Raw genomic sequence first — 26,329 nt, 5'->3', positions numbered from 1 at the left:
TAGGATTTTTGCATAATGAATTTAAACCGTTGTTACATAGACCTTCAAGATTTATAATGAAAATAATGACGCAAAGTGAGGGGTTTCATAGTGAGTGTAGAACGTTATTCTAGACAAATGTTATTTAAACATATAGGAACATCTGGGCAAGAGAAAATTATGAATGCACATGTGTTAATTATAGGTATGGGAGCTTTAGGGACGCACCTAGCAGAAGGATTAGTAAGAGCTGGTGTAGGTGAACTAACAATTGTAGATAGAGATTATATTGAATATAGTAATTTACAACGCCAAACGATGTTTACAGAAATGGATGCAGCAGATAAATTACCAAAAGTAGTTGCAGCAGAACGTAATTTAATGGCTATACGTCAAAATTTGAGATTGCATTTACACATTGCACATGTCGATCGGTTATTTTTAGAAACATACGCGCAAGATGTACAACTTATTTTAGATGCAACAGATAATTTTGAAACGAGACAATTGATAAATGATTTTGCCTATAAAGCTGCTATACCTTGGATTTATGGTGGTGTGGTACAAAGTACTTATGTGGAAGCGACGTTTATACCTGAACAAACACCTTGTTTTAACTGTTTGATTCCACAGCTACCTGCAATTAATATGACTTGTGATACAGTAGGTGTCATTCAGCCAGCAGTCACTATGACGACTAGTTTACAATTAAAAGATGCATTGAAAATATTAACAGGCGCAACAATTGCACCTAAAGTTACTTACGGTGATATCTGGGAAGGCACACATTTTACATTTGGATTTAAAAAATTGCAAGATAGCGCTTGTAAAACTTGTGGCACACAACCAACATATCCGTATCTCAATACAACACAAAGGCAATTTGCAACTTTATGTGGAAGGGATACTGTTCAATATGAAAACCCTGAAATTTCCCAGGAAATGTTGGAGACATTTTTGCAACGACAAGAGATTCCATATCAACGGAACCCTTACATGTTACATTTTGAATATAAAGCACATAGAATAGTTAGCTTTAAAGGCGGAAGGTTATTGATTCATGGTATGACTAACCCACAACAAGCGATGACGTTAATCAACCAATTATTTGGCTAAGGAGGTTCAATATGCATACAAATGTTAAACTTGATAGAAATATTAAATGTGCAGTATTAACAGTTTCTGATACAAGAGATTATGAAACAGATAAAGGTGGTAAATTAGTTAAAGAGCTAATCTCTACATTAAATGTTACGATTTCTGAATCGCATTATAAGATTGTTAAAGATGAGCAAACAGCAATTACTCAGCAAATTGAGCAATGGTTAGCAGAAGATATTGATGTGATTATCACTACAGGTGGAACTGGTATAGCACAAAGAGATGTAACGATAGAGGCTGTATCCAGTTTGATTACTAAAGAAATCGAAGGGTTTGGAGAATTATTTAGATATTTAAGTTATGCAGAAGATGTTGGAACACGTGCGTTATTATCTCGAGCTATTGCAGGTACCGTAAATGATAAATTGATTTTTAGTATACCTGGCTCTACGGGCGCAGTGAAATTAGCATTGAATAAGCTCATTAAACCAGAACTGAATCATTTAGTTCAAGAGATTACAAAATAATTAGAGCCCAACGTTTATATGTTCGTCGGACTCTATCTCTTACATATTAATATTTAAGACAATTATCTTTTGTAATCACCAGATTTGCCACCTGTTTTTGAGAGTAGGTAAGTTTCGCCAATGACCATGCCTTTATCTAAAGCTTTTGTCATATCATAAACTGTAAGTGCTACAGCTGAAGCGGCAGTAAGTGCTTCCATTTCCACACCAGTTTTTCCAGTTGTAGAGACGGTTGCCTGTATATTTAAAATGAATGATTGTGCTTTTTTTTGCCAATCAAATGTGATATCTATACCAGTTAAAGGTAACGGGTGACACATCGGTATAATATCAGCTGTATTTTTTGCTGCCATAATACCAGCAATTTGAGCAGTATTAAGCACATTTCCTTTTTGGTTAGTGTGATCAACGATTTGTTCATAAATCGCTGGATTTACCGTTATACTTGAATGCGCAGTAGCTGAACGTTTTGTTATGTTTTTATCAGAGACGTCTACCATTTTCGCATTCCCTTGTTTGTTAATATGCGTAAATTCAGTCAAAGTATCCCTCCTAATCGTGTTCTAGTATATCATGAAATTATTAATTATAAGGAGTAGATTTGCGATGTCTGTAGAGAAAAGAAACCCAATTCCAGTGAGTGAAGCAATTCAACGTGTGATAAACCAAGAAATTTTTATGGATAAAATCACTTTACCTTTAGCAGAAAGCTTAAATTACATTTTAGCTGAAGATATTATAGCGACCCATGAAATACCAAGGTTTGATAAATCACCATATGATGGTTTTGCGTTAAGAAGTATTGATACAAAAGGTGCAAGCGGTGACAATCGCATTAAATTTAAAGTTATTGACCACATTGGAGCGGGGTCAGTTTCAACTAAAACAGTTGGAGCATTTGAAGCCGTGAGAATTATGACAGGTGCACAAATACCTGAAGGTGCTGATGCCATCGTTATGCTTGAACAAACTGTCGAAGGAGAACAAGATTTTACAATAAGAAAAACATTTAGCGAAAATGAGAATATTTCGTTAAAAGGTGAAGAGACAAAGGTTGGAGATATTTTATTAGAAAAAGGTCAATGTGTTAATCCAGGGTCTATAGCTGTTTTAGCAACATATGGCTATACAGAAGTTCCGATTTTTGAAAAACCTAGCGTGGCTGTGATCGCTACAGGAAGTGAATTATTGGATGTTGGAGATGATTTAGAACCAGGAAAAATTCGTAATTCAAATGGCCCTATGATAACTGCTTTAGCTAAAAAGCATCACTTAGAAGTCAATGCTTATAAAATTCAACAAGATGATTTGAATAGTAGTATTCAAGTGATGCGTGAAGCTATGGCTGAGCATGATATTATAATCACTACTGGCGGTGTATCTGTAGGAGATTTCGATTATTTGCCTCAAATTTATGAAGCGGTCAATGCGCAAGTCCTGTTTAACAAAATTGCCATGCGTCCCGGTAGTGTAACTACAGTAGCTGTTGCTAATAATAAATATTTATTTGGATTATCAGGTAATCCATCTGCTTGTTTCACTGGATTTGAACTCTATGTCAAACCTGCAATACAGCACATGATGGGCGCCAAAGCTATATATCCACAAATTGTACAAGCTACACTTATGGAAGACTTTAAAAAGCCAAATCCGTTTACAAGATTTATTCGTGCAACAGTGACTTTTAATGGTAAAGAGATGACAGTGGTACCATCAGGATTTAATAAGTCTGGTGCAGTAGTAGCTATTGCACATAGCAATGCAATGATTGTGTTACCAAGTGGTACAAGAGGATATCAAAAAGGTCACACAGTTGATGTCATTTTAACTGAATCGCAAACATATGAAGTGGACACTACGCTATGATATTACAAATTGTAGGTTATAAAAATTCAGGGAAAACAACATTGATGACACATGCAGTGAAATTTTTAAAATTGCATGGTTTTTGCGTAGCAACGATTAAACATCATGGTCAACATGACTTAAACCTATCAGATATTGAACTTCAAACGGATACTGTTGATCACATGAAACATTTTAATGCTGGTGCGGATCAAAGTATCGTTCAAGGGCACCATCTACAACAAACAGTTACACGAATTGAAAAACAAAGACTGGATGAAATCATTGATAAATCTGTTACAATAGACAGTGACATCATTTTAGTAGAAGGATTCAAAGAAGCAAATTATGATAAAGTGCTGATATATCGTGATAATGCTGATTACCAACAGCTAAATAAATTATCAAATATTCAGTACGATATTAATATTGAGCAACCATTAGCACTTCAAAAATTTGAACAATGGTTATTATCTTTCGTTAATGAAAAAGGAATGGATTGAATGAAACAATTTGAGGTTATAAACGAGCCAATAGCAACAGAACAATATCGTCAGTATGTTCTCAATGAACATCAAGGTGCCGTTGTTATTTTCACAGGTCATGTACGTGAGTGGACACAGGGAGTCAAAACAGAATATTTGGAGTATGAAGCTTATATACCTATGGCAGAAAAAAAGTTGGCACAAATAGGTGATGAGATTTCACAAAAGTGGCCGGGGACAAAAACGGCTATTGTTCATAGAATTGGGCCACTAGCGATATCAGATATTGCAGTATTGATAAGTGTTTCTTCGCCACATAGAAAAGATGCTTATCGTGCTAATGAATATGCAATTGAACGTATTAAAGAGGTAGTACCCATTTGGAAAAAAGAAATTTGGGAAGATGGTGCTGAATGGCAAGGTCACCAACATGGTAGCCATGAGGATGCAGTTGGAGGAGAATAGTTATGAAAGTATTATACTTTGCGGAAATCAAAGAAGTTTTGGGTAAAAGTTCAGAAGATATTGACTTAAGTTATGATATTACCGTTGATGAATTTGTAACAGATTTGTTTGAGCGTTACCCTAATATTAATAACAAAAAGTTTCAAATTGCAGTTAATGAAGAATTTGTCAAAGGTGATGATATCGTAACGTCTAATGATACTGTAGCGTTGATACCACCAGTTAGTGGAGGGTAATAGACATATGAAAGCAATTATACTAGCTGGAGGACAATCAGAAAGATTTGGTAAACCAAAAGCGTTTGCAAAGATTAACTATCAAATGTTTTACAAACGTATCATTGAAGTTTTAGAAGCTACTAATATGTTTAATGAAATAATTATTAGTACTAATGAAACGTTAGCACATGAATTTGATCATGATAAGATTGTTATCGATCATGCTAAAAACAAAGGTAAAGGCCCACTGGTTGGTATTTACTCAGTAATGAGACAACATTCAGACGAAACACTTTTCTTTGTCATATCTGTAGATACACCTATGATTACACAAAAAGCAATAAGTAAATTGTATCAATTTATGGTGGAACATTTAATAGAAGATCAACTAGATATCGCCGGTTTCCAAGAAGATGGAATGCCCATTCCAACGATGGCTTTTTACAGCCCGCATACTCTATCTTTTATAGAATCAGCATTGGAATCAGGCGATTACAGCCTTAAGAATGTCTATTCAAAAGTCAAAAGTGATTGGTTAGATGTGCGTGAAATTGGTTCATCTGATTATTGGTACAAAAATATTAACTATCAACAAGACTTAATAGATTTACATCACGACATTATGAATAGATAGGGGGCTAATCAGATGGTAGAACAAATAACTGATAAACTTGGACGTCCAATTCGAGATTTGAGGTTGTCAGTTACAGATCGTTGCAATTTTCGTTGTGACTATTGTATGCCGAAAGAAATATTTGGTGATGACTTTGTTTTCCTACCCAAAGATGAATTACTCACTTTTGATGAAATGGTACGTATCGCTAGAGTTTATACACGTTTAGGAGTCAAAAAAATACGTATTACAGGTGGAGAGCCTTTATTAAGAAGAGATTTATATAAATTAATATATGAGTTGAACCAACTTGATGGTATAGAAGATATTGGTTTAACCACTAATGGTTTATTATTAAAAAAACACGGCCAAAAATTATATGATGCTGGTTTAAGACGTATTAATGTGAGTTTAGATGCGATTGATGACAAAGTGTTCCAAGCTATAAATAATCGAAATATTAAAGCTTCTACGATTTTACAACAAATAGATTATGCGGTCTCAATAGGTTTTCATGTAAAAGTAAATGTAGTTGTTCAAAAAGGTGTGAATGATGATCAAATTTTACCTATGATTCAATATTTTAAAGATAAAGATATTGAAATACGTTTTATTGAATTTATGGACGTCGGTAATGATAATGGTTGGGATTTCAGTAAGGTTGTAACAAAAGATGAAATGTTAAAAATGGTAGAGTCATCATTTGATATTGAACCTGTGGAACCCAAGTATTTTGGTGAAGTTGCAAAATATTATCGACATAAAGATAATGGTGCTAAATTTGGTCTGATTACAAGTGTGTCTGAATCATTCTGTTCTACATGTACACGTGCGAGATTATCATCAGATGGTAAGTTTTATGGTTGTCTATTTAGTACCGTGGACGGGTTTAATGTGAAATCATTTATGCGATCTGGTGTGTCAGATGAGGCACTGTTTGAACAGTTTAAAGCTTTATGGAATATTCGTGATGATAGATATTCAGATGAACGTACAGCGCAAACAGTAGCCAATAGAAAACGTAAAAAAATCAATATGAACTATATTGGTGGCTGATTTATTAGGAGATAGCATTTATGAGAACTGAACATTTGACCATGATAATCAGCTATTAACTATTTAAAAAGTTTAAATAACTAATAACTTTATAATTATAATCACTATTGTGATTATTCTAAAAAAATATTATGAGTAGGAAATAATTCAATGTTTCAATTTGAATTATCTTCTACTCTTTTTTATTATAATTTGAACTCATATCTTATGTGAAATGATTTCAAAAATGTGGAAAGATATTTTTATATGAAAATGTATTATACATAAGTATTTTTTTAACGATTAAAGATAATGAACAATAGAAAAATATTACCATAATCAATTGTAGCTATATAAAAACTTTACAATAGTAAAATTTATTTATCTGTTTCTTTTAAAATAATAGATTTAATGAAGAAAGTGTTATATAATATTTTAAAAGCTTATTCATTATATAAAGCCATTACTAACAATGAAAGTAAATCATGAGGAGGCCAAATTTATGGAAAGTAAAGCATCATTTTATATTACATCTGAGAGGGCTTTAAGTCAGTTAAAACATTGGTTGAAGTCAGTTCACCGTTTATCTATCGAAGAATTTGTAGTGTTGTTTAAAGTTTATGAAGCTAATAAAATTAGTGGAAAAGAATTAAGAGACACCTTACATTTTGAAATGTTATGGGACACTAGTAAAATAGATGTGATTATAAGAAAGATTTATAAAAAAGAGTTGATCTCAAAAGTTCGATCAGAAACAGATGAAAGACAAGTGTTCTATTATTACACTGATGAGCAGTTAAAAGTAATAGATGATATTATAAAAGAAATTGAAAACATAAAAGTTGCTTAATCACTAAAGTTACAATTAGATAATTATCAATGACAATGATATAAATAAGAGATAAGCCAAGTGCTATAATAGCATTTGGTTTTTTTAATAAACTTAAAATATACGATCATTCAAATTGAATAATAACCTTGAAATAACTATTATTCAAATTTAAATATATAAAGTAATACTGGATGGTTCATAATTAAAATGAGTACAAAAAAACTGCCAACAAAAATAGTTTTGTTGGCAGCTAAAGCAAATAATTTACAGTAACCTTAACTTATTGTTTTATGAAAAAATTAATAAGCATTCATGTGTTTTACTTTTCTACCGTGAACGAAGTAATAAATAACACCAGTAATTAAAACCAATACGCCCATAATAGCGTATAATTGAGCGAATGACACTGTAGATGTTACAAAGCCTAATACATAAGGTCCAAAACCTAATCCTAAGTCTAAACCGATAAAGTAGGTTGAGGTAGCAATACCATATTTAGCTGGTGGAGATACTTTGATTGCAATGGCTTGCATACAAGATGAAATATTGCCGTAACCAGCGCCAAGGAGTAACCCAGCAAGAATTAATAACCAACTATTATTTGTAATACTTAATGTTAAAAATGTAAGGATTAAAAAGACAAAAGCAGGATAAGCGATGACGTTTTCGTTTTTGAGGTCCATCATTCTACCAGCAATTGGTCTTGTAATGAGTGATGCAATAGCATAAAAAATAAAGAAATAACTAGATACTGTAACTAAATTGATTTCTTGGGCAAAAAATTGTAAAAATGTCAGGATAGACGAATAAGATAATCCTGCAAGGAGCATAATAATTGCCACAGGTAATGCTTCTTTGGCGATGTAATTATTAATATTAAATTTTTTGCTTTCAGTTGTTTGTGTTTTCGGGATATCACTAGTGATATCGATATCTAACTTAATAAAAAATGAAATGATAAAACTGATGATACCGCACATTAAACAAAGCAAAAATAGCAATTGAATTGGGAATGTATTAATAAGTAAAAGGCCGAAAAATGGGCCGATTGCAGCGCCTATAACTAAACTTAAAGAAAACAAGCTAATACCTTCACTTTTTCTCTCTTGTGGTGTTGCATAAGCAGCAATTGTCCCCGTTGCTGTCGTAGTAACCCCAGTAGCAATACCATTAACTAATCTCGTGAACATTAGAACAGCTAAGGCATCTTCTATAAAATAAAACAATTGTGTGATGATTAATAAGATTAAACCAATGATTAAAATACGTTTAGGACCTATTTTATTAACATACTTTCCAGTGATAAATCGTCCAATTAAAGAACCGATAATAAATAATCCAGACACGAGTCCCGCCATACTGTCTGACGCATGATATTCAGTTTTTGTATAACTCGCTATGATGACGATAAGCAAATACATGCATAAGTAAACTAAAAAGTTTGTAATGAAATTGATATTAAAATTTTTCGTCCAAATTGGTGACTTCATCGATGCTGTTTGATTCATGTTAAAATTCCTCCATTTCTAAAATTTGCGCGTGAATAAGTTGAAGTGATTTTGTAATATGTTCAATTTCTGAAACTGATAAACCTGTATTTTTAATAATTTCGTCTTGCACTTTATCTACACGTGAACTGATGTTTTTATAAAGGTTTTCTCCTTTTGGAGAAAGTGAAAGCCATTTTTCTCGTTTATCTGTACCTGTTTCAACAGTTAATAGAGATTTTTCAGAAAGTACTTTTAATATTTTTCTTGTGGTAGGCTTCTCAATAGAGCGTCGTTTTGAAATTTGTACTAAAGTGGTTGGTGCATTGTAGGAAATATCTTTTAAAACGAGCCATTGTGCAGGATATAGATCAAATGATTCAAAGATAGGTTGGAACATTTTTGTATACGGTCTATAAATTGCGATGATGTTATCAAATACAAATTTATTTTGCATGAAAGCATACCTCCGAAAATGGTTAGCAAAGCTAACTTAATTTTGAACAAGTTATATTTTAGCCTATTTGGACAGGGAAAGCAATACCTATTTATTAAGTGATGCTTTTGATATCTGAATAAAGATAAATTTATAATTGCAATTTAAATCATTATAATGGGTTATCAGAAGTAAACATGTATACAATTTGTTAAAATAAATGTAAAGGAAAATTAGGGGGATAAAGGTATGCAAGATTTAAAGTTAGATCATATCGTTCATTATGTACAACAATTAGATAATTTCAAATTCCCAGGTCATTTATTTACACTATATCAAGGTGGTAAACATGAGAAATTAGGCACATACAATCGTTTAGCCTACTTAAATAATGCTTACATTGAATTATTAGATATTTATAAACCAGAGAAATTGCAAAAAATTGTAAAAAGTGAAGAAGGTCGAGTGTCATTTCCTTCGAAAATTGTTCAAGATCATTATAAAGAAGGATTAAAAACAATAGCATTTCAAACGCAAGATATTACCAAATTAAAAGAAACGCTGGAAGCACAAAGTATAGATGTCATAGGTCCTGTTGAAATGCAACGAGAAAACACAAAAGGAGAAAAGACTACATGGCGCTTGTTATATATAGCTGATCCTGATTATAGGGTGAAGCCGCCATTTTTTATTCAATGGAATGAAAATATTGAAGCAAGAGAAGAAAAGTTAAAACCATTACGCCAAAATGCTTTTAGCATAAAAAGTATTGAAATTAATAGCACAGAAAGAGCACATACGGTTGAAAAATGGCAACAGTGGTTTGGAATGGAAATCGTGAACAACACAGAAACATTCACGACATTAAAATTGGAAAACGATGATATTGTATATCATATATATGATGGTGAATATTCGGGTTATAAAGCAGTTACTTTGAAAGATGATAATACAACTTCACCATATACATTAATCATTAGAGGGCTTAAGTACAAAGTTGAAGCAGATTAATAAATGTAAACATACATACTATGTGCAATAACAATGATGTGTATCAAAGAAATTATTAGTGTTAAAATAGTTAAGTAAGTTCCCCATTTATTGTTATTAGATAAAAGTAGTAAATAACCCGTTACTACAAATGTAAAAACAGCGAGAATAATTCTTAAACTTAAATATGAAACATTAAAAGTTGTATTAAATGTTTGGATTACAAAAATTAAATTTATTAAAAAAAGTAATGACAAGATAATGATACGCACAAAAACACCTCATTTCGTATATTATTATATCAAATAATGGGAAATGATGTGAAAGAATGTGTGAAGCAATGTATAATAACAAAGTATGTAATGGTAAAAGGAGATATCAGGTTTATGGAAAAGATGAATATAACGAACCAAGCGCATGATGCCTTTGTTAAAGCGCACCCTCAAGGTGACTTATTGCAATTAACAAAGTGGGCAGAAACAAAGAAATTGACTGGCTGGTACTCAAAGCGTATCGCAGTAGGTGAAGATGGTGAAATTTTAGGTGTGGCGCAGTTATTATTTAAAAAGGTTCCTAAATTACCTTATACGCTATGCTATATTTCAAGAGGTTTTGTAACGGATTATAGTAATAAATTAGCATTAGAAACATTGCTAGAATACGCAATTCAAATTGCAAAAGAAGAAAAAGCTTATACAATTAAAATCGATCCCGATGTTGAAGTAGATAAAGGTGCTGATGCACTAACACATTTAAGATCATTAGGGTTTAAACACAAAGGTTTTAAAGAAGGACTTTCGAAAGATTATATTCAACCAAGAATGACAATGATAACACCGATTGATAAAAACGATGATGCGTTAATTCAAAGTTTTGAAAGACGTAATCGTTCAAAAGTAAGGTTAGCATTAAAGCGTGGTACGAAAGTAGAACGTTCTGATAGAGAAGGTTTGAAAACATTTGCAGAGTTAATGAAAATCACTGGCGAAAGAGATGGCTTTTTAACTAGAGATATTAGCTATTTCCAAAACATATACGATGCTTTACATCCAGATGGAGATGCGGAATTATTTTTAGTGAAATTGGAACCTAAACCAGTCCTTAAAGATTTACGTCAAGACATCGCACAATTAGAAGCGGAAAAAGTAAAGCTGGCTGACAAAAAACAAGATAAAAAGACATTAAATAAAATAAACGATGCTGACAATAAAATGAAAAAAACACAAGAACTTATTAATGAAATGGAAGCGTTAGAAGCTAAGCACCCAGAGGGATTATATTTATCAGGTGCATTGCTAATGTTTGCTGGAAATAAATCCTACTATCTTTATGGTGCATCATCTAATGACTACCGAGACTTCTTGCCAAATCATCACATGCAATTTGCTATGATGCAATACGCTCGAGAACATGGCGCAAAAACATATGATTTTGGTGGTACAGATAATGATCCAGACAAGGAATCAGACCATTATGGATTATGGGCATTTAAGAAAGTATGGGGAACGTATTTAAGTGAAAAAATAGGTGAATTTGATTATGTGTTAAATAAACCATTATATCAAGTTATTGAAAATGTTAAGCCGAAGTTGACTAAGACTAAAATTAAGCTTTCACGTAAATTAAAACGTAAATAGTTTTGTTTGTAGTTTTGTAAAAAAGTAGACACGTTATAAAGTTTTAATATGCAACTTAAACTTTATAACGTGCATTTTTTATGAGTTTAGAAAATACATAGATATGATTATACATAAAGAAAATAAATGCAATATCGAATTAAAATGTTATTTGAGAGGAGAAAAGATATGATAAAAAAACTATTGCAGTTTTCGCTAGGAAATAAATTTGCAATCTTTCTTATGGTATTGCTGGTCATTTTAGGCGGTGTTTATTCAAGTGCGAAAATGAAACTTGAATTATTACCTGATGTTGAACCTCCAGTGATTACTGTACAAACAACCATGCCAGGTGCTACACCAGAAACGGTAAAGGATGACATTAGTGATAAAATTGATGACCAAATAAGGTCAATGGCAAGTGTGAAAAATGTTAATGCACAATCTATTCAAAATGCTTCTATGGTTTCTGTTGAATATGAAAATGGCACAGATATGGATAAAGCTGAAAACGATTTAAAAAAAGAACTTGATAAAATAAAATTCGAAGAAGGCGTTGAAGAACCAGAGTTAACAAGGAATTCAATGAATGCTTTTCCAATTGTAGCTTATTCTTTTACTACAAATGATAATAATTTAAAAGATACAACCAAAAAAGTTAATAAGCAGTTACTACCTAAACTTCAAACAATCAATGGCGTACAAAATGCACAATTGAATGGACAGACATCGAGAGAAGTTTCAATTAAATTTGACCAAGAAAAATTGCAAGATAGAGGATTGACTGTAGATAGTGTGGAACAATTCTTAAAGGGTGCAACTAGTGAAACCCCATTAGGTTTATTTCAGTTTGGTAAAACTGAAAAGTCGGTAGTAATTGATGGCCAATTCACTTCAGTAAATGCATTGGAAAACCTTGAAATTCCATTATCAGCTTCAAGCATGAGTGCTCAAGGTGGCAACGAAGGAAGTGCAAATCAGAGTTCTGGTGCTCAAAGTTCATCACAAGGCGGTAACATGGCAACAGCAATGCCTAGTTCAGATGCTCAAGACGGAGAAAGTAGCATGCCTTCTGTTAAACTCAAAGACATTGCAAATATTTCAGTAGGTGATGAACGACAATCAATTTCTAAAACAAATGGCAAAGATGCAGTCAATGTACAAGTGACGAAAGCACAAGATGCTAACACTGTTAAAGTAGCGAAAGACACGAAAAAAGAAATTGATGAATTTACCAAAGATAATAAAGATATAAAAGCTACAAAAGTTATGGATACTGCGAAACCTATAGAAGACTCACTATATACAATGATTGAAAAAGCAGCACTCGGCACGATTGTTGCCATAATTGTTATATTATTATTTTTAAGAAATATTAGAACAACTGCAATTTCAGTCGTCTCAATACCGATGTCTATATTAATTGCAATGGTTGCATTGAAATTAACAGATGTATCATTAAATATATTAACACTTGGTGCACTAACAGTTGCAATAGGTAGAGTTATTGATGATTCAATTGTTGTAGTTGAAAATATTTATAGACGTTTATCAGATAAAAAAGAACCATTAAGTGGTAATAAGCTCATTATTAGTGCGACGAGTGAAGTATTTAAACCGATAATGTCGTCGACAATCGTTACCATTATAGTCTTTCTACCATTGGCATTTGTCAATGGATCAGTAGGTGAGATGTTTAGACCATTTGCATTAGCGATTGCGTTTAGTTTACTAGCTTCTTTACTTGTTTCGATTACCATCGTACCTTCTTTAAGTGCTACTTTTTTCAAAAAAGGTGTTAAACAACGTAAAGAAGAAACATTAGGTTTGGTAGGAAGAGGATATAAGCGTATACTGCGCTGGTCATTAGCGCACAAATGGATTGTAATGATTTTAAGTACGGTTATTTTAATCGCTAGTATTGGTTTAGGTGCAGCAAAATTAGGCACTAGCTTTATCTCAACTGGGGAAGATAAATTTATGGCATTAACTTATACACCTGAACCGGGTGAAACAGAAAAAGAGGTATTAGCACATGCTGAACAAGTACAAAAGTATTTGAACAATAAAGATAAAGTTAAAACAGTTCAGTATTCCGTTGGTGGATCAACTCCAACAGACCCTACAGGCAGTTCAAATAGCATGGCTATCATGGTTGAATATGATAGTAATACACCTAATTTTGATGAAGAACCTGATAAAGTTTTAAAACATATCAACAAATATCAGCATCCTGGAGATTGGGCAAATCAAGATATGGGCACAGGTGGAACAAATAATGAATTAGCAGTTACAATTACTGGACCATCTCTTGATGCAATAAAAGGAACTGTCAATAAAGTCGAAAAAGAAATGAAAAATATTCATGGTATAGCTAATGTTAAATCTGATTTATCTCAAACATACGAACAATATAATATCAAAGTAGATCAAAATAAAGCCTCTAGTTATGGTTTGTCTGCATCTCAATTAGCTATGACATTAAATCAGAATACACCTGAGCAAAGTGTCACAACCGTAAAGGAAAATGGTAAATCGATAGATGTGAAAATTAAAGAAGATAAAGAAACGGATTGGACAGAAGAAAAACTTGAAAACACTGAAATACAAACAGCTACTGGTCAAGCTATTGAATTAAGTGACATCGCAACATTAGAAAAAACAACGACGCCAAATAAAATAGAAACTAAAGCGGGAGACTATACGTCAAAAGTTTCTGGAAAAGTTACAAATGATGATGTTGGTGGGACTTCACAGAAAGTGTTATCGAAATTAAATACAATAGATAAACCTAATAACGTAGACGTCAACATGGGAGGCGCAAATGAAGATATAGGTAACGCAGTAACCCAATTATCTATGGCGATGTTAGCAGCAATTATAATAGTTTATTTAGTGCTTGTGTTAACATTTAAAGGCGCATTGGCACCTTTCACTATATTATTCTCATTACCATATACAGTTATAGGTGTTGTAGTTGCTTTAGTAGTAACTGGTGAGACAATTTCTGTACCGAGCATGATTGGTATGCTTATGTTAATTGGTATTGTTGTAACCAATGCAATAGTTTTAATTGACAGAGTGATAAATAAACAACAACAAGGTATGGAAATGCAAGCAGCATTGTTAGAAGCAGGTGGAACACGTATCAGACCAATTCTCATGACAGCATTAGCAACTATTGGAGCGTTGATGCCTATGTTATTTGGTGAAGATAGTTCTATCATTATTTCAAAAGGTATGGCAGCAACTGTAGTAGGGGGATTGATTTCTTCAACCTTATTAACTTTAATAGTCGTACCAGTAATATATGAAATATTATTTACTTTTAAGGCGAAAATCTTGAGAAAACGAAAATAGAATAAAATATAATGCGGACGTACGAGATTACCTACCTTTAAAGATTTCGTATGTCCGCACTTATATAATTAGGCGTTTGGAAATATAAATGATGTGAGTTTCTTTCTAAGTTGATTAAGTAATGATTACTGTGAGGTATGAAAGATAATATTTTTTGGAAAGTACAAGACCATGCCCTGTTCGAGGTAAGCGTGGAAAGCATTACGAAGTATAAATATATAAAATTAGCCCCGATAAGTTTCTTATAATTAGAAAGCTTTTCGGGGCTGATTTTATATATGTTACGTTATCGTATCTTTAAAATAATGTTTTTTAATATAAAACTAAAGTCAAAATAACATAAATTACAAATAAAATAACGCTCATAATGTTTAAAATTTGAACGGCTTTTTGATCATTTTTGCTGTTTTTGAAAGCTGTAATTTCTACATTACTTATGATAAGCAGTAGTACAATAAAGACCCACCAATTTATTGCAGGGAATGATAAAGTTGTAATAGCTACTACGAATAATAAAAGTAAAGACATAATAATACGTAAAATACGCGTTATAATGGTGTTCATTTTAAATATACTTATGTAACTTACGATTAAATATAACACTGGCAAAAATATAAGATACAGTTGCATTTATTACATCCTTTCTATGTTCGCCCTTAATCTTAGCATGTAAATTATTGATTTACTAGGATGTTATTTATTTTCTTTTTGTCTAATTTCTGAACGTACTTCTGACATTTCTTGCTCTATCTTTTCAAGTTGTTTAACTAAAGGGTCCACAGATTGATTGACTGATTCTCTTTTTTCGAGGTCGCCTTGTAATCTAACGTAATCATGTTTCAGTTCTGCTAATTTGTCATTTAAATCCATTCCATTACCACCTTTTTGTCTAATGTAAGCGTTTCGTATATAAATTAAATTATAACATGGATTCGAAAGCTTCTAAAATGGTTGCTACTTATGTTAAAGTATGAAAATAGAATGAAAACAGATGATTGGATGAAAGAAGGATTAATGTGACCCAACAATTTATCATTATTATTTTACTAATTGCACTAGGTTATACACTTAAACGCATAAATTACTTTAAAGCTAATGATAGTCAAGTTTTTTCAACACTCGTTTTAAACGTAACATTACCTTCTTTAGTGATTGTTAATTTAAATGGTGCAAGTTTAGATTTGTCACTATCAGTACTACCGATATTGATGATTTTGTATGGTGTTATCGCTAAGGTCATCGTAATTTGGTTTTTCTTAAAATATGATAATCATATCCGTGGTACAGTTGGAATGATGACTGCTTCGCTAAATATTGGTTTATTTGCTTATCCACTTGTAGAAGCGATTTGGCCTAAAACAGGAATGATATATTTTGGAATGGCAGATATTGGTGGCGCTGTGATTATGTTTGGTGTTACATACTTTGTTGGAAGTTATTTCAGCAGTGCTGGTGATAACTTTGACTTTAAGTATTTAGGCAAAAATTTACTAAAATCGGTTCCTTTAATGACATATATCATCATGTTTATTTTGAATATGCTTAATATTCATTTTCCAGAACCTGTAATTAAGTTTTTCTCAGTATTATCTGGTGCTAACATGCCATTATCAATGATCTTATTGGGCTTAATGCTCAACTTTAGTATCGATAAGCGTTTCTTACCTATCGCTTTGAAATATTTAGGTTTACATTATGGATTAGGTGTCATCGCAGGATTGTTGGTTTATTTCTTTTTACCTGTTGATAATAATATGATTAAAACAACATTACAAGTTGCTTGGTTATTACCAGTAGGTGTTGCTATTATACCTTATTCAATTCAATTTAAGTATAAGACGTTGCCGCTTGTTGGTATGGTGAGCAACTTAACGATTTTAATCAGCATTATTATTTTATATATATATCAAGCATTATTTGTTTAATTGATTATTTGTAAGGCTTTAAATATAAAAAAGAGCTAATCCGTTACGGATTAGCTCTTTTATTTTGAGCAAAGATATTAATGGCTAAGTTCATTTTTTGAATGGAACGTGAGGAATTTATCCTTTACCTCCCATAAATGCTGGGTAATTAGTCATGCCACCATCAACATAAATAGTTGTTCCATGAATATAACTTGCTAAATCAGAGGCAAGAAATCTTGCTACGTTTGCTACTTCATCTGCTTCACCAATCTCTTTTGCTGGAATCATTTCTAATGTTTCTGCACGAGTTGTTGGATCTGAAAATTTTTCTTTTGTATGTTCAGTTACAATTGCCCCTGGTGAAATATTATTAATGCGGATGCCATATTGAGCATATTCCATAGACATTGTTTCCATCATTAATTTCAAACCGCCTTTACTTGCAGCGTAATTTACATAGTTAGGCCAAGGAATCTTGTCATGTACACTTGAGGTATTAAGAATAACACCCTTCTTATCTTCTTTAAGAAATTGATTAACTGCTGCTTTGGCACCTAAAAATGCGCCAGTTAAGTTAATATCAATTACTTTTTGCCATTCATCTAAAGGCATTTCATGTGTTGGTATTGCTTTTTCAAATCCAGCATTATTAATCATGATATCTAATGTACCAAAATGATTTACAGTAGTTTGGATGAGATGATCAATATCATTCTCTTTAGAGATATCTGCTTGAACTTTTATCGCTTTACCACCAGCGTTTTCAATTAATTTAATTGAGGATTCCATAGCGTCCATATGACGTTCGGATCTGTAATTTAATACAACATTCGCTTTTTCTTCACCAAATTGTTCTACCATCGCTTTTCCAATACCACTACCAGCACCTGTAATAATAACTACTTTTCCTGCTAAATCTTCAAACATTTAAGATTCCTCCTAGTTATTCGGCATAAATTTAGTTTTTATAAAAGTTTATAAGTCGAATAAAATTTTATAATAATGCTTTATCTAAGCTTTAATGTTACCTAAAACAAAGGCAGCTATAACGATTAAAATGATACCCGTCCAAATGCCTATCATCTGACGTTTATCTTTTCGTTCACCTAAAAGGAATATACCGCCAAGTGTAGAAACAATTACTAATAATTGTGAAAATGAGAAGCTTGTCGCCACACCTACTTTGGGTTGAGAATAGAACATAAACAAGTTACCTATACCCCAAATGACACCTGGTATTAAGTTCCACACGGTACTTTTAATAGTAGTCTCATGTTTAGCAGATAATATTAATCCACCGATTGCCATACCAATAGATTGGAAGAATAGGGCATTCATGCCATCAACACCAAAAATTTGTGCAACCACAACATAGACGACATAACCAACAGTGGAAATTAACAAGATAGGAATTGCTTTACCAAAGTTTTTAGTACTTTCTGAAGCTTCATTTTTTCCTTTAATTGATGTAAGTGCAATACCTCCAACAAGTAAAATCATTGCAACTAGGCCAAGTATAACTTGCGTACCCGTGCTCCATTCACCTAGGAATATAGCACTAAATAAAGTAGTACCTACAAGTTGTAATCCTGTTGAAATTGGCATTGTTTTAGATACACCAATTAAACTGACTGATTTTAATTGATAACCTTGTCCCAATGCCCAAAAAGCACCAGATATTAAACCTACAATAATTACGATGGGGTCATCGAATTTTGTATTGCCAGTAAGTAATAATAAGATACCTATGATAAGTGCACCGAAAGTAGTCCCTCTAATTTGATTGTAAGGGCCACCACCAACTAGCACATTAATTAAAACAACACTCCCCCAAAATAACGCTGGGAGTAGGGCAATTAATAAATCCATAACTAAGCTTCACTCACTCTCTATTTAATTTTACTTTCCTTCTATAAAACAATCACTGAAGATTGCCCTAGATACTCATTTTAAAGTAAAGGCATCGAATAGTAAAAATATTAGATTACAGTTCAGCTTTTTAATTTTTAAAATAGTGTGTGTATATATTAAAAATGTAAAAATGTAGAACGCTTACAATTTAAATGTATGCCGCTACGTATTTGAATTTTTTATATTCATAATTAATGTTAAAACCTAATTCATTGAAACGCTCAACAAGCGTAGTATTTTTACTGCGTATTTTAAAATATATCTTATCAATATCAAATGTTGAAAAAGCAAAATGTAAAGAATATGAGAGTAAATCAAAAGCAATTCCCATTAACCTGTAATCAGAGTGAGAAGAAAAATATTTGATTTCAGCTACATTGTTATTTTCAGCGATTTCAAGATATAAATAGCCTTTTAATAACCCTTCAGACATGAATATAAATAGACGATGGTATTCATCTAATGATTTTACAATTTCGTCAGCAGTCATTACATCATGTTTGAATGTTTGATTGTGTAATTTACTAAAATAACGGTAATACGCAGGTTGGTATTCAATAATATTCTGTTCATTACCAACGTCGCCAATATCTTTCGTAGAAATGAGATAATAATCAGTAAAACTATAGGATGCACCTAAAGATTTCATAAATGGTAAATATGTTTGCTCATGTTCTTCAAATGAAAAATTAAAATTTGCAGTATCAGGTTTACTTTGCGCTAATGCATCGAAAAGTTGTGTCATCTCATCGATAGAAGGCTTGATGCTTTTGTCTATGAATGGTCCTAATACTTTATATTTATTGTCTTCGTATTTTAAAGCCAAAAGCAGCATTGTAATTTCATCTTGATTGTTCACTTGTGCAAATACACCTGGGTCTTGTATTGCATTGGTAATAACGGTCCTAATGTCATTATGCATTTGTGGCAATTTATACAAATAGGAAGCAGATTGATAGTTAGCATTATTCAAAAATTCCAAGATTTGATCGACATCGTTCGGATTTGTTGTTTTCATATAATACCTCCATATGATGAACTATTAAGTTAATTATAAGAACTTTTTCATGTAAATGGAAGTTTTGATGTGCTATATACATGTTACAATAAGAATATCATTGAAATTGAAAGGACGAAATTATGAAATCACTCATTATTGCTGAAAAACCGTCTGTAGGCAGAGATATTGCGCAAGCATTAAATATAAATGATAAACGTAATGGCTACTTCGAAAATAATAAGTATATTGTCACTTGGGCACTGGGGCATTTAGTTACAAATGCTACACCAGAACAATACGATGATAACTATAAAGAATGGAAGCTTAACGATCTCCCTATTATACCTAAACGTATGAAGACCGTTGTCATAAGCAAAACTAAAAAACAATTTTCTATTGTACAATCATTAATTAATAATAAAAATACAAAAGACATTATTATCGCAACAGATGCTGGTAGAGAAGGGGAACTTGTTGCGCGTTTAATTTTAGATAAATCTCATAATAAGAAACCTATCAAAAGATTGTGGATTAGCTCAGTAACTAAAAAGGCAATTAAGGATGGTTTTGCAAAATTACAAGATGGTCGCAAATTTAATAATTTATATTATGCAGCGCTTGCTCGTAGTGAAGCAGATTGGATTGTTGGTATCAATGCAACTCGTGCATTAACAACAAAATACGATGCGCAATTGTCACTTGGTAGGGTTCAAACGCCGACGATACAACTTGTTCAAATGAGACAAAATGAAATTAATCACTTTATACCGCAAACTTATTTTAAGATGAATATCGTTGCCGAAGGCCTCACATTCCAATGTATGACGCCGGAGTCTAGTAATGATAAATCAGTTTTTGAAAAGATAAAAAGTGAAGTTATTGATAAAGAAGGTTTGGTTGAAAGTATTAATAAAAAACATAAAAAATCATATGCACCTAAATTGTTTAATTTAACAGATTTACAACAAGAAGCCTATAAACGCTATCACTTTGGTCCAAAAGAAACATTGAATGTTTTACAGACATTATACGAAAGACACAAACTTGTAACTTACCCACGTACAGATTCTAACTATTTAACTGACGATATGGTAAGTACACTTAAAGATAGAATTCAAGCGATCATGGGAACATCATTGAAAGAAATTGCAAAATCTCAAATAGCACAATCATTTTCAACAAATGAAAAATTTATAAACAATCAAAAAGTATCTGATCATCATGCAATTATACCGACAGAAGTACGTCCTGATATGAATCAGCTCTCACAACGTGAAACAAAAATTTATCTGATGATTGCTCAAAGATTTTTAGAAAATCTTATGCCACCACATGAATACGAAGCTGTATCAATCAATATCGCAGCAGGGAATTATAAATTTGAATTTAAAGATAAAGTTACTAAAAAGTTAGGATTTAAAGCGATTTATGAAACTGAAGCAGCAGTCAACAAACAAATAGATAAAATAACCAAATCATCTAAATTGCACATAACACATCCTAAAATCGAACAACATGAAACAACACCACCATCATATTTTAATGAAGGTACTTTATTAAAAGCGATGGAAAGCCCTCAAAAATTCTTTAAATTAAATAATAAAAAATATAACGAAACATTGAAAGAAACAGGTGGGATTGGAACTGTTGCTACTAGAGCAGATATCATAGAAAAGTTATTTAACATGAATGCAATTGAATCTCGTGATGGTAAGATAAGAGTTACATCTAAAGGAAAGCAAATACTAGAACTTGCACCACAAAAATTAACATCACCATTATTAACTGCTGAGTGGGAAGAAAAACTATCATTAATAGAGCAAGGTAAATATAATGCCACTCAATTTATTTCTGAAATGAAATCTTTCACACATGAAGTCGTTAATGAAATCAAAGAAAGTGAACAAAATTATAAACACGATAATTTAACAACGACGGAATGTCCTACATGCGGCAAATTTATGATTAAAGTTAAAACTAAAAATGGTCAAATGCTCGTTTGTCAGGATCCTAAATGTAAAACTAAAAAGAATATTCAAAGAAAAACCAATGCACGTTGTCCAAATTGTCACAAAAAAATGATGTTGTTTGGAAAAGGCAAAGAAGCAGTTTATCGTTGTGTATGTGGCCATACTGAAACACAAGCACAAATGGATAAACGTCACAAAAACAAAAAATCAGATAAAGTTAACAAAAAAGATTTGAAAAAATATATGAATAACGATGATGGATTAGAGAACAATCCATTCCAAGATGCACTAAAAGGATTAAAATTTTAAATTAATCGAACGAAAAGTATAAATTTTAACAAGGAGTTCGTGTTTGCTATTGTAAAATAATGTAATTGGTATTAGAATGTGTAGGTATTTTAAAAAAAGGAGAACTAAACCGTGAAAAAGTATTTCAAGTTTGAAAAGCATAAAACAAACTATAAGAAAGAGATACTTGGTGGGCTTACAACTTTCTTGTCAATGGCATATATATTAGCTGTCAACCCTCAAGTACTTAGTTTAGCAGGCGTAAAAGGTGTTTCAGAAGATATGAAAATGGACCAAGGCGCTATTTTTGTTGCTACAGCATTAGCGGCGTTTGTCGGTTCTTTATTTATGGGTTTGATAGCTAGATATCCAATTGCCTTAGCACCTGGCATGGGCTTAAACGCATTTTTCGCATTTACAGTGGTATTAACAATGGGTATTCCATGGCAAGTTGGTTTGACCGGCGTGTTATTCTCTGGTGTGGTTTTTGCAATTTTGACTATGACTGGTTTAAGAGAGACCATTATTAACGCAATACCCTATCAAATGAAAATGGCAGTTTCAGCAGGTATTGGTTTATTTATTACTTTTGTTGGATTACAAAGTTCAGGAATCATCACTAATAATGATTCTACATTAGTAACTTTGGGTCATATCACTGATGGCCCTGTATTGTTAACGATATTCGGTATTATAATAACAGTGATATTATATGCTGTTAGAGTACCTGGTGCGATATTTATAGGTATGGTCTTAACATCTATTTTAGGAATGCTTACAGGACTAATACATACGCCAAGTGGCATAGTGGGCAAAGTCCCTAGTATTGAGCCTACTTTCGGAGCTGCTTTTGAAGCATTTAAAGATCCTAGTCAATTGTTCACAGTACAATTTTTAATTGTAATTTTAACGTTTTTATTTATAGACTTCTTCGATACTGCAGGTACACTCGTTGCGGTGGCAACACAAGCAGGTATGATGAAGAATAATAAATTACCTAGAGCTGGTCGAGCATTATTTTCTGATTCATTAGCAACAATAGTTGGTTCGATTTTTGGGACGACAACAACAACTTCCTATATTGAGTCAACGTCAGGTGTCGCTGTAGGAGCTCGTACAGGATTTGCTAGTGTTGTTACAGGCTTTTGTTTCTTATTAGCGATATTTTTCAGCCCTTTAATGGAAGTAGTAACAAGTGCAGTGACTACACCAGCGCTTGTAGTCGTAGGTGTATTAATGGCTGCTAATTTTGCGGAAATAGACTGGAAAAAATTCGAAGTTGCAGTACCGGCATTTATCACGATTATTATGATGCCGTTATCTTATTCAATCGCAACTGGTATTGCTTGTGGCTTCATCTTTTATCCAATAACAATGTTGATTTCTAAAAGACATAAAGAAGTCCACCCAATCATGTATGCTTTAATGATACTGTTTATATTATATTTTGTATTTGTTCACGGCTAAATAAAAAATCCCTTTGCAGTCGATCCATATCGAAGCAAAGGGATTTTTTATACGTGTTAATTATCTGTATTCAGTTTATAAAAAAGTCGTGTTTCTTCATTATAATATAATAATCATGGCTGTATAACTTTAAAATTTATTATTCTCTTGCTTTTGTTGCGTGTAAACAACTTTTGCATGCTTGTTTGGGACATAAAGCGGCGTAGAGAAAATAATCAAAACAAAGAACAACATCAAGAAAAATAAAACCCAATGGACAATCATCCCAACAAAAGGTATGAATGCTATAAAAGAACCAATAACACCTAACAATGGTATGATTAACATTGGTTTAATAGAATTTTGTTTATCAACTATTAATATAATCACGATTATAAAATAAAGTAATGCATTGATTAATAAAGGCTGCCAACCAAAACTGAAAATGATACTACCACCTAAAAATGGGATGCCATAAATAAACTCGCCAACAATTAATATTAAACTAAGGATTATAAGTGTCGTACGGATACCACTTTTCATTAATATTCACTCCTAACTAATAATAGTATAAACGAAATAAATCAAATGAAAATAAAAAAGGGCAAATAAACATTTAAAATAACAAAAACTAAAAATTTCCTAAAAGTGGTTGAACTGAATAAGTAGTTCAAGTATAATAACAAGGTATGTGTTAGGCAAATAGTAAAAACTTTTGCAGAAAAGCTTGATAAATCACTGCTTTTCATGTAACATATCTAATGTTGGACTTTAAGAACACGCGATGAAGCGAAAGGTTACTGACACACCCGGCCGCTTTGCCATGGCGCTGTGTGAGATAGTTTTCGTGGAGAAGTCTATCACTTAAATGTAGACGAATAAGGAGGGAAAATTATGGCAAAACAAAAAATCAGAATCAGATTAAAAGCTTATGATCACAGAGTTATCGATCAATCTGCAGAAAAAATTGTTGAAACAGCAAAACGTTCTGGTGCAGATGTGTCTGGACCAATTCCGTTACCGACTGAAAGATCAGTTTATACTGTAATTCGTGCCGTGCATAAGTATAAAGATTCACGTGAACAATTCGAACAACGTACACATAAACGCTTAATCGATATTGTTAACCCTACACCTAAAACAGTAGATGCTCTTATGGGCTTAAACTTACCATCTGGTGTAGACATCGAAATCAAATTATAATAGAAAAAATTAGGAGGTGGACTTTCGATGACCAAAGGAATCTTAGGAAGAAAAATCGGGATGACACAAGTTTTCGGAGAAAACGGTGATTTAATCCCTGTAACAGTAGTAGAAGCTAGTGAAAACGTAGTATTACAAAAGAAAACTGAAGAAGTAGATGGCTACAATGCAATCCAAGTAGGCTATGCTGATAAAGCAGCTTACAAAAAAGGAAGCAAGTCAAGCAAATATGCTAACAAGCCAGCTGAAGGCCATGCTAAAAAAGCAAGCTCAGCACCTAAGCGCTTCATTCGTGAATTCAGAAACGTTAATGTTGATGAATACGAAGTAGGTCAAGAAGTCTCAGTTGATACATTTGAAGCTGGTGACATCATTGATGTAACTGGCGTATCTAAAGGTAAAGGATTCCAAGGTGCTATCAAGCGTCATAACCAAGCACGTGGACCAATGTCACATGGTTCTCATTTCCATAGATCACCTGGTTCAGTAGGTATGGCATCTGATGCTTCAAAAGTTTTCAAAGGACAAAAAATGCCAGGACGTATGGGTGGAAACACTGTAACAGTCCAAAACTTAGAAGTAGTTCAAGTTGACACTGAAAACAATGTTATCTTAGTAAAAGGTAATGTACCAGGTCCGAAAAAAGGATACTTAGAAATCTCTTCATCAATTAAAGGTAATAAATAATTATAGAGCGAAAGGAGGAAATGCATAATGGCAAATTATGATGTATTAAAAGTAGATGGAACTAAATCAGGTTCAGTTGAATTAAACGATGCAGTATTTGCAATCGAACCAAACAATAACGTTCTTTTTGAAGCAATTAATTTACAACGTGCTTCATTACGCCAAGGTACACATGCTGTTAAGAACCGTTCAGCAGTACGTGGTGGTGGACGTAAACCATGGAGACAAAAAGGTACAGGACGTGCGCGTCAAGGTACTATTCGTGCGCCACAATGGCGTGGTGGTGGTATCGTATTCGGACCAACACCAAGAAGCTATGCTTACAAAATGCCTAAGAAAATGCGTCGTTTAGCATTACGTTCAGCATTATCTTTCAAAGCACAAGAAAATAGCTTAACAATTGTAGATGCATTAAGTTTTGAAGCTCCAAAAACAAAAGAATTCAAAACTGTACTTTCTAACTTAGAACAACCTACAAAAGTGTTAGTAGTTACTGAATCTGAAGATGTAAATGTTGCACTTTCAGCACGTAACATCCCTGGTGTTCAAGTAACAACTGCACAAGGTTTAAACGTTCTAGATTTAACAAGCGCTGATAGTGTAGTAATCACAGAAGCAGCTGCTAAAAAAGTTGAGGAGGTGCTCGGATAATGGAAGCAAGAGACGTTCTTAAGCGCCCCGTAATCACTGAAAAATCTTCAGTTGCAATGGCTGAAGACAAATATACATTCGATGTTGATACTCGTGCTAACAAGACACAAGTAAAAATCGCTGTAGAAGAAATCTTTGATGTAAAAGTTGATAGTGTAAATATCATTAACTACAAACCAAAGAAAAAACGTATGGGCCGTTACCAAGGCTATACAAACAAACGACGCGTAGCAATCGTTAAATTAAAAGAAGGATCAATCGATCTATTTAACTAAAA

Annotated in this window: 28 protein-coding genes; 19 read left to right on the top strand and 9 right to left on the bottom strand. The window is 32.6% G+C overall.

What is annotated here, in order from left to right; all coding sequences use genetic code 11:
* Positions 1-90: 90 nt before the first annotated feature.
* Both KA824_RS04810 and KA824_RS04805 read left to right on the top strand, forming a co-directional pair.
* Positions 91-1,095 carry a ThiF family adenylyltransferase gene (locus KA824_RS04810; protein ID WP_107384125.1) on the top strand — a complete coding sequence of 335 codons (1,005 nt, stop codon included), beginning with the start codon at positions 91-93 and terminating at the stop codon, positions 1,093-1,095.
* An 11-nt stretch (positions 1,096-1,106) separates the two neighbouring features.
* A complete protein-coding gene (locus tag KA824_RS04805; protein WP_107384124.1) occupies positions 1,107-1,607 on the top strand; it encodes a MogA/MoaB family molybdenum cofactor biosynthesis protein in 501 nt (166 codons plus the stop codon).
* A gap of 62 nt (positions 1,608-1,669) precedes the next feature.
* Here KA824_RS04805 and moaC read toward each other — a convergent pair whose 3' ends face one another.
* Positions 1,670-2,149 carry a cyclic pyranopterin monophosphate synthase MoaC gene (moaC, locus tag KA824_RS04800; protein WP_107384123.1) on the bottom strand — a complete coding sequence of 160 codons (480 nt, stop codon included), beginning with the start codon at positions 2,147-2,149 and terminating at the stop codon, positions 1,670-1,672.
* Between the two features lie 64 nt (positions 2,150-2,213).
* Between moaC and KA824_RS04795 the strand changes: the two genes are divergently transcribed.
* The 7 genes from KA824_RS04795 (at position 2,214) to KA824_RS04765 (ending at position 7,118) form a co-directional block, all read left to right on the top strand.
* Positions 2,214-3,473: a molybdopterin molybdotransferase MoeA gene (locus KA824_RS04795; protein ID WP_210133241.1), complete on the top strand. Its 1,260-nt coding sequence runs from the start codon at positions 2,214-2,216 to the stop codon at positions 3,471-3,473.
* Positions 3,470-3,955 (top strand): molybdopterin-guanine dinucleotide biosynthesis protein B, encoded by a 486-nt coding sequence (gene mobB, locus KA824_RS04790; RefSeq protein ID WP_107384121.1) that lies wholly within the window; start codon positions 3,470-3,472, stop codon positions 3,953-3,955. The genes KA824_RS04795 and mobB overlap by 4 nt, the downstream gene beginning before the upstream one ends.
* The gene (locus KA824_RS04785; protein WP_107384120.1) at positions 3,956-4,402 is read left to right on the top strand and encodes a molybdenum cofactor biosynthesis protein MoaE; all 447 of its coding nucleotides are present in this window, start codon (positions 3,956-3,958) and stop codon (positions 4,400-4,402) included.
* A 2-nt stretch (positions 4,403-4,404) separates the two neighbouring features.
* Entirely contained in the window at positions 4,405-4,638 is a 234-nt protein-coding gene (gene moaD / locus KA824_RS04780) for a molybdopterin converting factor subunit 1 (RefSeq protein ID WP_019468087.1), read from the top strand.
* Positions 4,639-4,645: 7 nt separating this feature from the next.
* Entirely contained in the window at positions 4,646-5,254 is a 609-nt protein-coding gene (gene mobA / locus KA824_RS04775; RefSeq protein WP_107386208.1) for a molybdenum cofactor guanylyltransferase MobA, read from the top strand.
* A gap of 12 nt (positions 5,255-5,266) precedes the next feature.
* Complete coding sequence (gene moaA / locus KA824_RS04770) at positions 5,267-6,289, top strand: GTP 3',8-cyclase MoaA (protein ID WP_107384118.1); 1,023 nt, start codon at positions 5,267-5,269, stop codon at positions 6,287-6,289.
* Positions 6,290-6,770: 481 nt separating this feature from the next.
* Entirely contained in the window at positions 6,771-7,118 is a 348-nt protein-coding gene (locus KA824_RS04765; protein ID WP_019468084.1) for a transcriptional regulator, SarA/Rot family, read from the top strand.
* A gap of 281 nt (positions 7,119-7,399) precedes the next feature.
* On the opposite strand, the gene KA824_RS04760 is transcribed toward KA824_RS04765, so the two are convergent.
* Positions 7,400-8,608, bottom strand: a complete 1,209-nt coding sequence (locus tag KA824_RS04760; protein ID WP_181187383.1) for an MFS transporter — start codon at positions 8,606-8,608, stop codon at positions 7,400-7,402.
* A gap of 1 nt (position 8,609) precedes the next feature.
* Positions 8,610-9,044, bottom strand: a complete 435-nt coding sequence (locus KA824_RS04755; protein WP_107386332.1) for a MarR family winged helix-turn-helix transcriptional regulator — start codon at positions 9,042-9,044, stop codon at positions 8,610-8,612.
* A 228-nt stretch (positions 9,045-9,272) separates the two neighbouring features.
* On the opposite strand from KA824_RS04755, the gene KA824_RS04750 reads away from it, so the two are divergent.
* The 3 genes from KA824_RS04750 to KA824_RS04740 all read left to right on the top strand — a co-directional run bounded on the left by KA824_RS04750 (position 9,273) and on the right by KA824_RS04740 (position 14,989).
* On the top strand, positions 9,273-10,034 hold the full coding sequence (locus KA824_RS04750) for a VOC family protein (protein ID WP_107385094.1): 762 nt from the start codon (positions 9,273-9,275) through the stop codon (positions 10,032-10,034).
* Positions 10,035-10,399: 365 nt separating this feature from the next.
* The gene (locus tag KA824_RS04745; protein ID WP_107385096.1) at positions 10,400-11,650 is read left to right on the top strand and encodes a lipid II:glycine glycyltransferase FemX; all 1,251 of its coding nucleotides are present in this window, start codon (positions 10,400-10,402) and stop codon (positions 11,648-11,650) included.
* A 168-nt stretch (positions 11,651-11,818) separates the two neighbouring features.
* A complete protein-coding gene (locus KA824_RS04740; protein ID WP_107517933.1) occupies positions 11,819-14,989 on the top strand; it encodes an efflux RND transporter permease subunit in 3,171 nt (1,056 codons plus the stop codon).
* Positions 14,990-15,301: 312 nt separating this feature from the next.
* Here the strand turns inward: KA824_RS04740 and mspA are convergent, their stop codons facing one another.
* Together mspA and KA824_RS04730 are read right to left on the bottom strand one after the other, a co-directional pair.
* Positions 15,302-15,619, bottom strand: a complete 318-nt coding sequence (gene mspA, locus KA824_RS04735) for a membrane stabilizing protein MspA (protein WP_107386330.1) — start codon at positions 15,617-15,619, stop codon at positions 15,302-15,304.
* Between the two features lie 63 nt (positions 15,620-15,682).
* Complete coding sequence (locus KA824_RS04730) at positions 15,683-15,859, bottom strand: SE1832 family protein (protein ID WP_019468077.1); 177 nt, start codon at positions 15,857-15,859, stop codon at positions 15,683-15,685.
* 146 nt (positions 15,860-16,005) lie between these two features.
* Between KA824_RS04730 and KA824_RS04725 the strand changes: the two genes are divergently transcribed.
* Positions 16,006-16,914 carry an AEC family transporter gene (locus KA824_RS04725; protein ID WP_107383911.1) on the top strand — a complete coding sequence of 303 codons (909 nt, stop codon included), beginning with the start codon at positions 16,006-16,008 and terminating at the stop codon, positions 16,912-16,914.
* A gap of 117 nt (positions 16,915-17,031) precedes the next feature.
* Here KA824_RS04725 and KA824_RS04720 read toward each other — a convergent pair whose 3' ends face one another.
* The 3 genes from KA824_RS04720 to KA824_RS04710 form a co-directional block, all read right to left on the bottom strand.
* Complete coding sequence (locus KA824_RS04720; protein ID WP_181187385.1) at positions 17,032-17,823, bottom strand: glucose 1-dehydrogenase; 792 nt, start codon at positions 17,821-17,823, stop codon at positions 17,032-17,034.
* Positions 17,824-17,907: 84 nt separating this feature from the next.
* A complete protein-coding gene (locus KA824_RS04715) occupies positions 17,908-18,765 on the bottom strand; it encodes a RhaT/GlcU family sugar-proton symporter (protein ID WP_019468635.1) in 858 nt (285 codons plus the stop codon).
* Between the two features lie 190 nt (positions 18,766-18,955).
* Entirely contained in the window at positions 18,956-19,825 is an 870-nt protein-coding gene (locus tag KA824_RS04710) for a GNAT family N-acetyltransferase (protein ID WP_107383909.1), read from the bottom strand.
* 122 nt (positions 19,826-19,947) lie between these two features.
* On the opposite strand from KA824_RS04710, the gene KA824_RS04705 reads away from it, so the two are divergent.
* Entirely contained in the window at positions 19,948-22,086 is a 2,139-nt protein-coding gene (locus tag KA824_RS04705; RefSeq protein WP_107383908.1) for a DNA topoisomerase III, read from the top strand.
* A 111-nt stretch (positions 22,087-22,197) separates the two neighbouring features.
* Entirely contained in the window at positions 22,198-23,532 is a 1,335-nt protein-coding gene (locus tag KA824_RS04700) for an NCS2 family permease (RefSeq protein ID WP_040029981.1), read from the top strand.
* A gap of 129 nt (positions 23,533-23,661) precedes the next feature.
* Here the strand turns inward: KA824_RS04700 and KA824_RS04695 are convergent, their stop codons facing one another.
* Entirely contained in the window at positions 23,662-24,054 is a 393-nt protein-coding gene (locus KA824_RS04695) for a hypothetical protein (RefSeq protein ID WP_107383907.1), read from the bottom strand.
* A 351-nt stretch (positions 24,055-24,405) separates the two neighbouring features.
* On the opposite strand from KA824_RS04695, the gene rpsJ reads away from it, so the two are divergent.
* Genes rpsJ through rplW form a run of 4 tightly spaced genes read left to right on the top strand, consistent with a single transcriptional unit; the run spans position 24,406 to position 26,327 of the window.
* Positions 24,406-24,714: a 30S ribosomal protein S10 gene (gene rpsJ, locus KA824_RS04690; RefSeq protein WP_002482611.1), complete on the top strand. Its 309-nt coding sequence runs from the start codon at positions 24,406-24,408 to the stop codon at positions 24,712-24,714.
* Between the two features lie 27 nt (positions 24,715-24,741).
* Positions 24,742-25,401, top strand: coding sequence for a 50S ribosomal protein L3 (gene rplC / locus KA824_RS04685; RefSeq protein ID WP_019468640.1), 660 nt, complete (start codon positions 24,742-24,744; stop codon positions 25,399-25,401).
* A 27-nt stretch (positions 25,402-25,428) separates the two neighbouring features.
* Positions 25,429-26,052: a 50S ribosomal protein L4 gene (gene rplD / locus KA824_RS04680; protein ID WP_019468641.1), complete on the top strand. Its 624-nt coding sequence runs from the start codon at positions 25,429-25,431 to the stop codon at positions 26,050-26,052.
* Positions 26,052-26,327 carry a 50S ribosomal protein L23 gene (gene rplW, locus KA824_RS04675; protein ID WP_019468642.1) on the top strand — a complete coding sequence of 92 codons (276 nt, stop codon included), beginning with the start codon at positions 26,052-26,054 and terminating at the stop codon, positions 26,325-26,327. Before rplD ends, rplW begins: the two co-directional genes overlap by 1 nt.
* The last annotated feature ends 2 nt before the right edge of the window (positions 26,328-26,329 follow it).

The organism is Staphylococcus sp. GDY8P198P (assembly GCF_017891615.1).
GTDB lineage: Bacteria > Bacillota > Bacilli > Staphylococcales > Staphylococcaceae > Staphylococcus > Staphylococcus cohnii.
Note: the sequence above shows the minus strand (reverse complement) of the source record. Positions and strands in the feature narration are given on the sequence as shown.

Excerpts from the sequence above, each read along its gene's own strand:
- KA824_RS04805 (WP_107384124.1), top strand. The coding sequence starts at position 1,107 with ATGCATACAAATGTTAAACTTGATAGAAATATTAAATGTGCAGTATTA.
- KA824_RS04795 (WP_210133241.1), top strand. The coding sequence starts at position 2,214 with ATGTCTGTAGAGAAAAGAAACCCAATTCCAGTGAGTGAAGCAATTCAA.
- mobB (WP_107384121.1), top strand. The coding sequence starts at position 3,470 with ATGATATTACAAATTGTAGGTTATAAAAATTCAGGGAAAACAACATTG.
- KA824_RS04785 (WP_107384120.1), top strand. The coding sequence starts at position 3,956 with ATGAAACAATTTGAGGTTATAAACGAGCCAATAGCAACAGAACAATAT.
- moaD (WP_019468087.1), top strand. The coding sequence starts at position 4,405 with ATGAAAGTATTATACTTTGCGGAAATCAAAGAAGTTTTGGGTAAAAGT.
- mobA (WP_107386208.1), top strand. The coding sequence starts at position 4,646 with ATGAAAGCAATTATACTAGCTGGAGGACAATCAGAAAGATTTGGTAAA.
- moaA (WP_107384118.1), top strand. The coding sequence starts at position 5,267 with ATGGTAGAACAAATAACTGATAAACTTGGACGTCCAATTCGAGATTTG.
- KA824_RS04765 (WP_019468084.1), top strand. The coding sequence starts at position 6,771 with ATGGAAAGTAAAGCATCATTTTATATTACATCTGAGAGGGCTTTAAGT.
- KA824_RS04760 (WP_181187383.1), bottom strand. The coding sequence starts at position 8,608 with ATGAATCAAACAGCATCGATGAAGTCACCAATTTGGACGAAAAATTTT.
- KA824_RS04755 (WP_107386332.1), bottom strand. The coding sequence starts at position 9,044 with ATGCAAAATAAATTTGTATTTGATAACATCATCGCAATTTATAGACCG.
- KA824_RS04750 (WP_107385094.1), top strand. The coding sequence starts at position 9,273 with ATGCAAGATTTAAAGTTAGATCATATCGTTCATTATGTACAACAATTA.
- KA824_RS04745 (WP_107385096.1), top strand. The coding sequence starts at position 10,400 with ATGGAAAAGATGAATATAACGAACCAAGCGCATGATGCCTTTGTTAAA.
- KA824_RS04740 (WP_107517933.1), top strand. The coding sequence starts at position 11,819 with ATGATAAAAAAACTATTGCAGTTTTCGCTAGGAAATAAATTTGCAATC.
- mspA (WP_107386330.1), bottom strand. The coding sequence starts at position 15,619 with ATGCAACTGTATCTTATATTTTTGCCAGTGTTATATTTAATCGTAAGT.
- KA824_RS04730 (WP_019468077.1), bottom strand. The coding sequence starts at position 15,859 with ATGGATTTAAATGACAAATTAGCAGAACTGAAACATGATTACGTTAGA.
- KA824_RS04720 (WP_181187385.1), bottom strand. The coding sequence starts at position 17,823 with ATGTTTGAAGATTTAGCAGGAAAAGTAGTTATTATTACAGGTGCTGGT.
- KA824_RS04715 (WP_019468635.1), bottom strand. The coding sequence starts at position 18,765 with ATGGATTTATTAATTGCCCTACTCCCAGCGTTATTTTGGGGGAGTGTT.
- KA824_RS04710 (WP_107383909.1), bottom strand. The coding sequence starts at position 19,825 with ATGAAAACAACAAATCCGAACGATGTCGATCAAATCTTGGAATTTTTG.
- KA824_RS04705 (WP_107383908.1), top strand. The coding sequence starts at position 19,948 with ATGAAATCACTCATTATTGCTGAAAAACCGTCTGTAGGCAGAGATATT.
- KA824_RS04695 (WP_107383907.1), bottom strand. The coding sequence starts at position 24,054 with ATGAAAAGTGGTATCCGTACGACACTTATAATCCTTAGTTTAATATTA.
- rpsJ (WP_002482611.1), top strand. The coding sequence starts at position 24,406 with ATGGCAAAACAAAAAATCAGAATCAGATTAAAAGCTTATGATCACAGA.
- rplC (WP_019468640.1), top strand. The coding sequence starts at position 24,742 with ATGACCAAAGGAATCTTAGGAAGAAAAATCGGGATGACACAAGTTTTC.
- rplD (WP_019468641.1), top strand. The coding sequence starts at position 25,429 with ATGGCAAATTATGATGTATTAAAAGTAGATGGAACTAAATCAGGTTCA.
- rplW (WP_019468642.1), top strand. The coding sequence starts at position 26,052 with ATGGAAGCAAGAGACGTTCTTAAGCGCCCCGTAATCACTGAAAAATCT.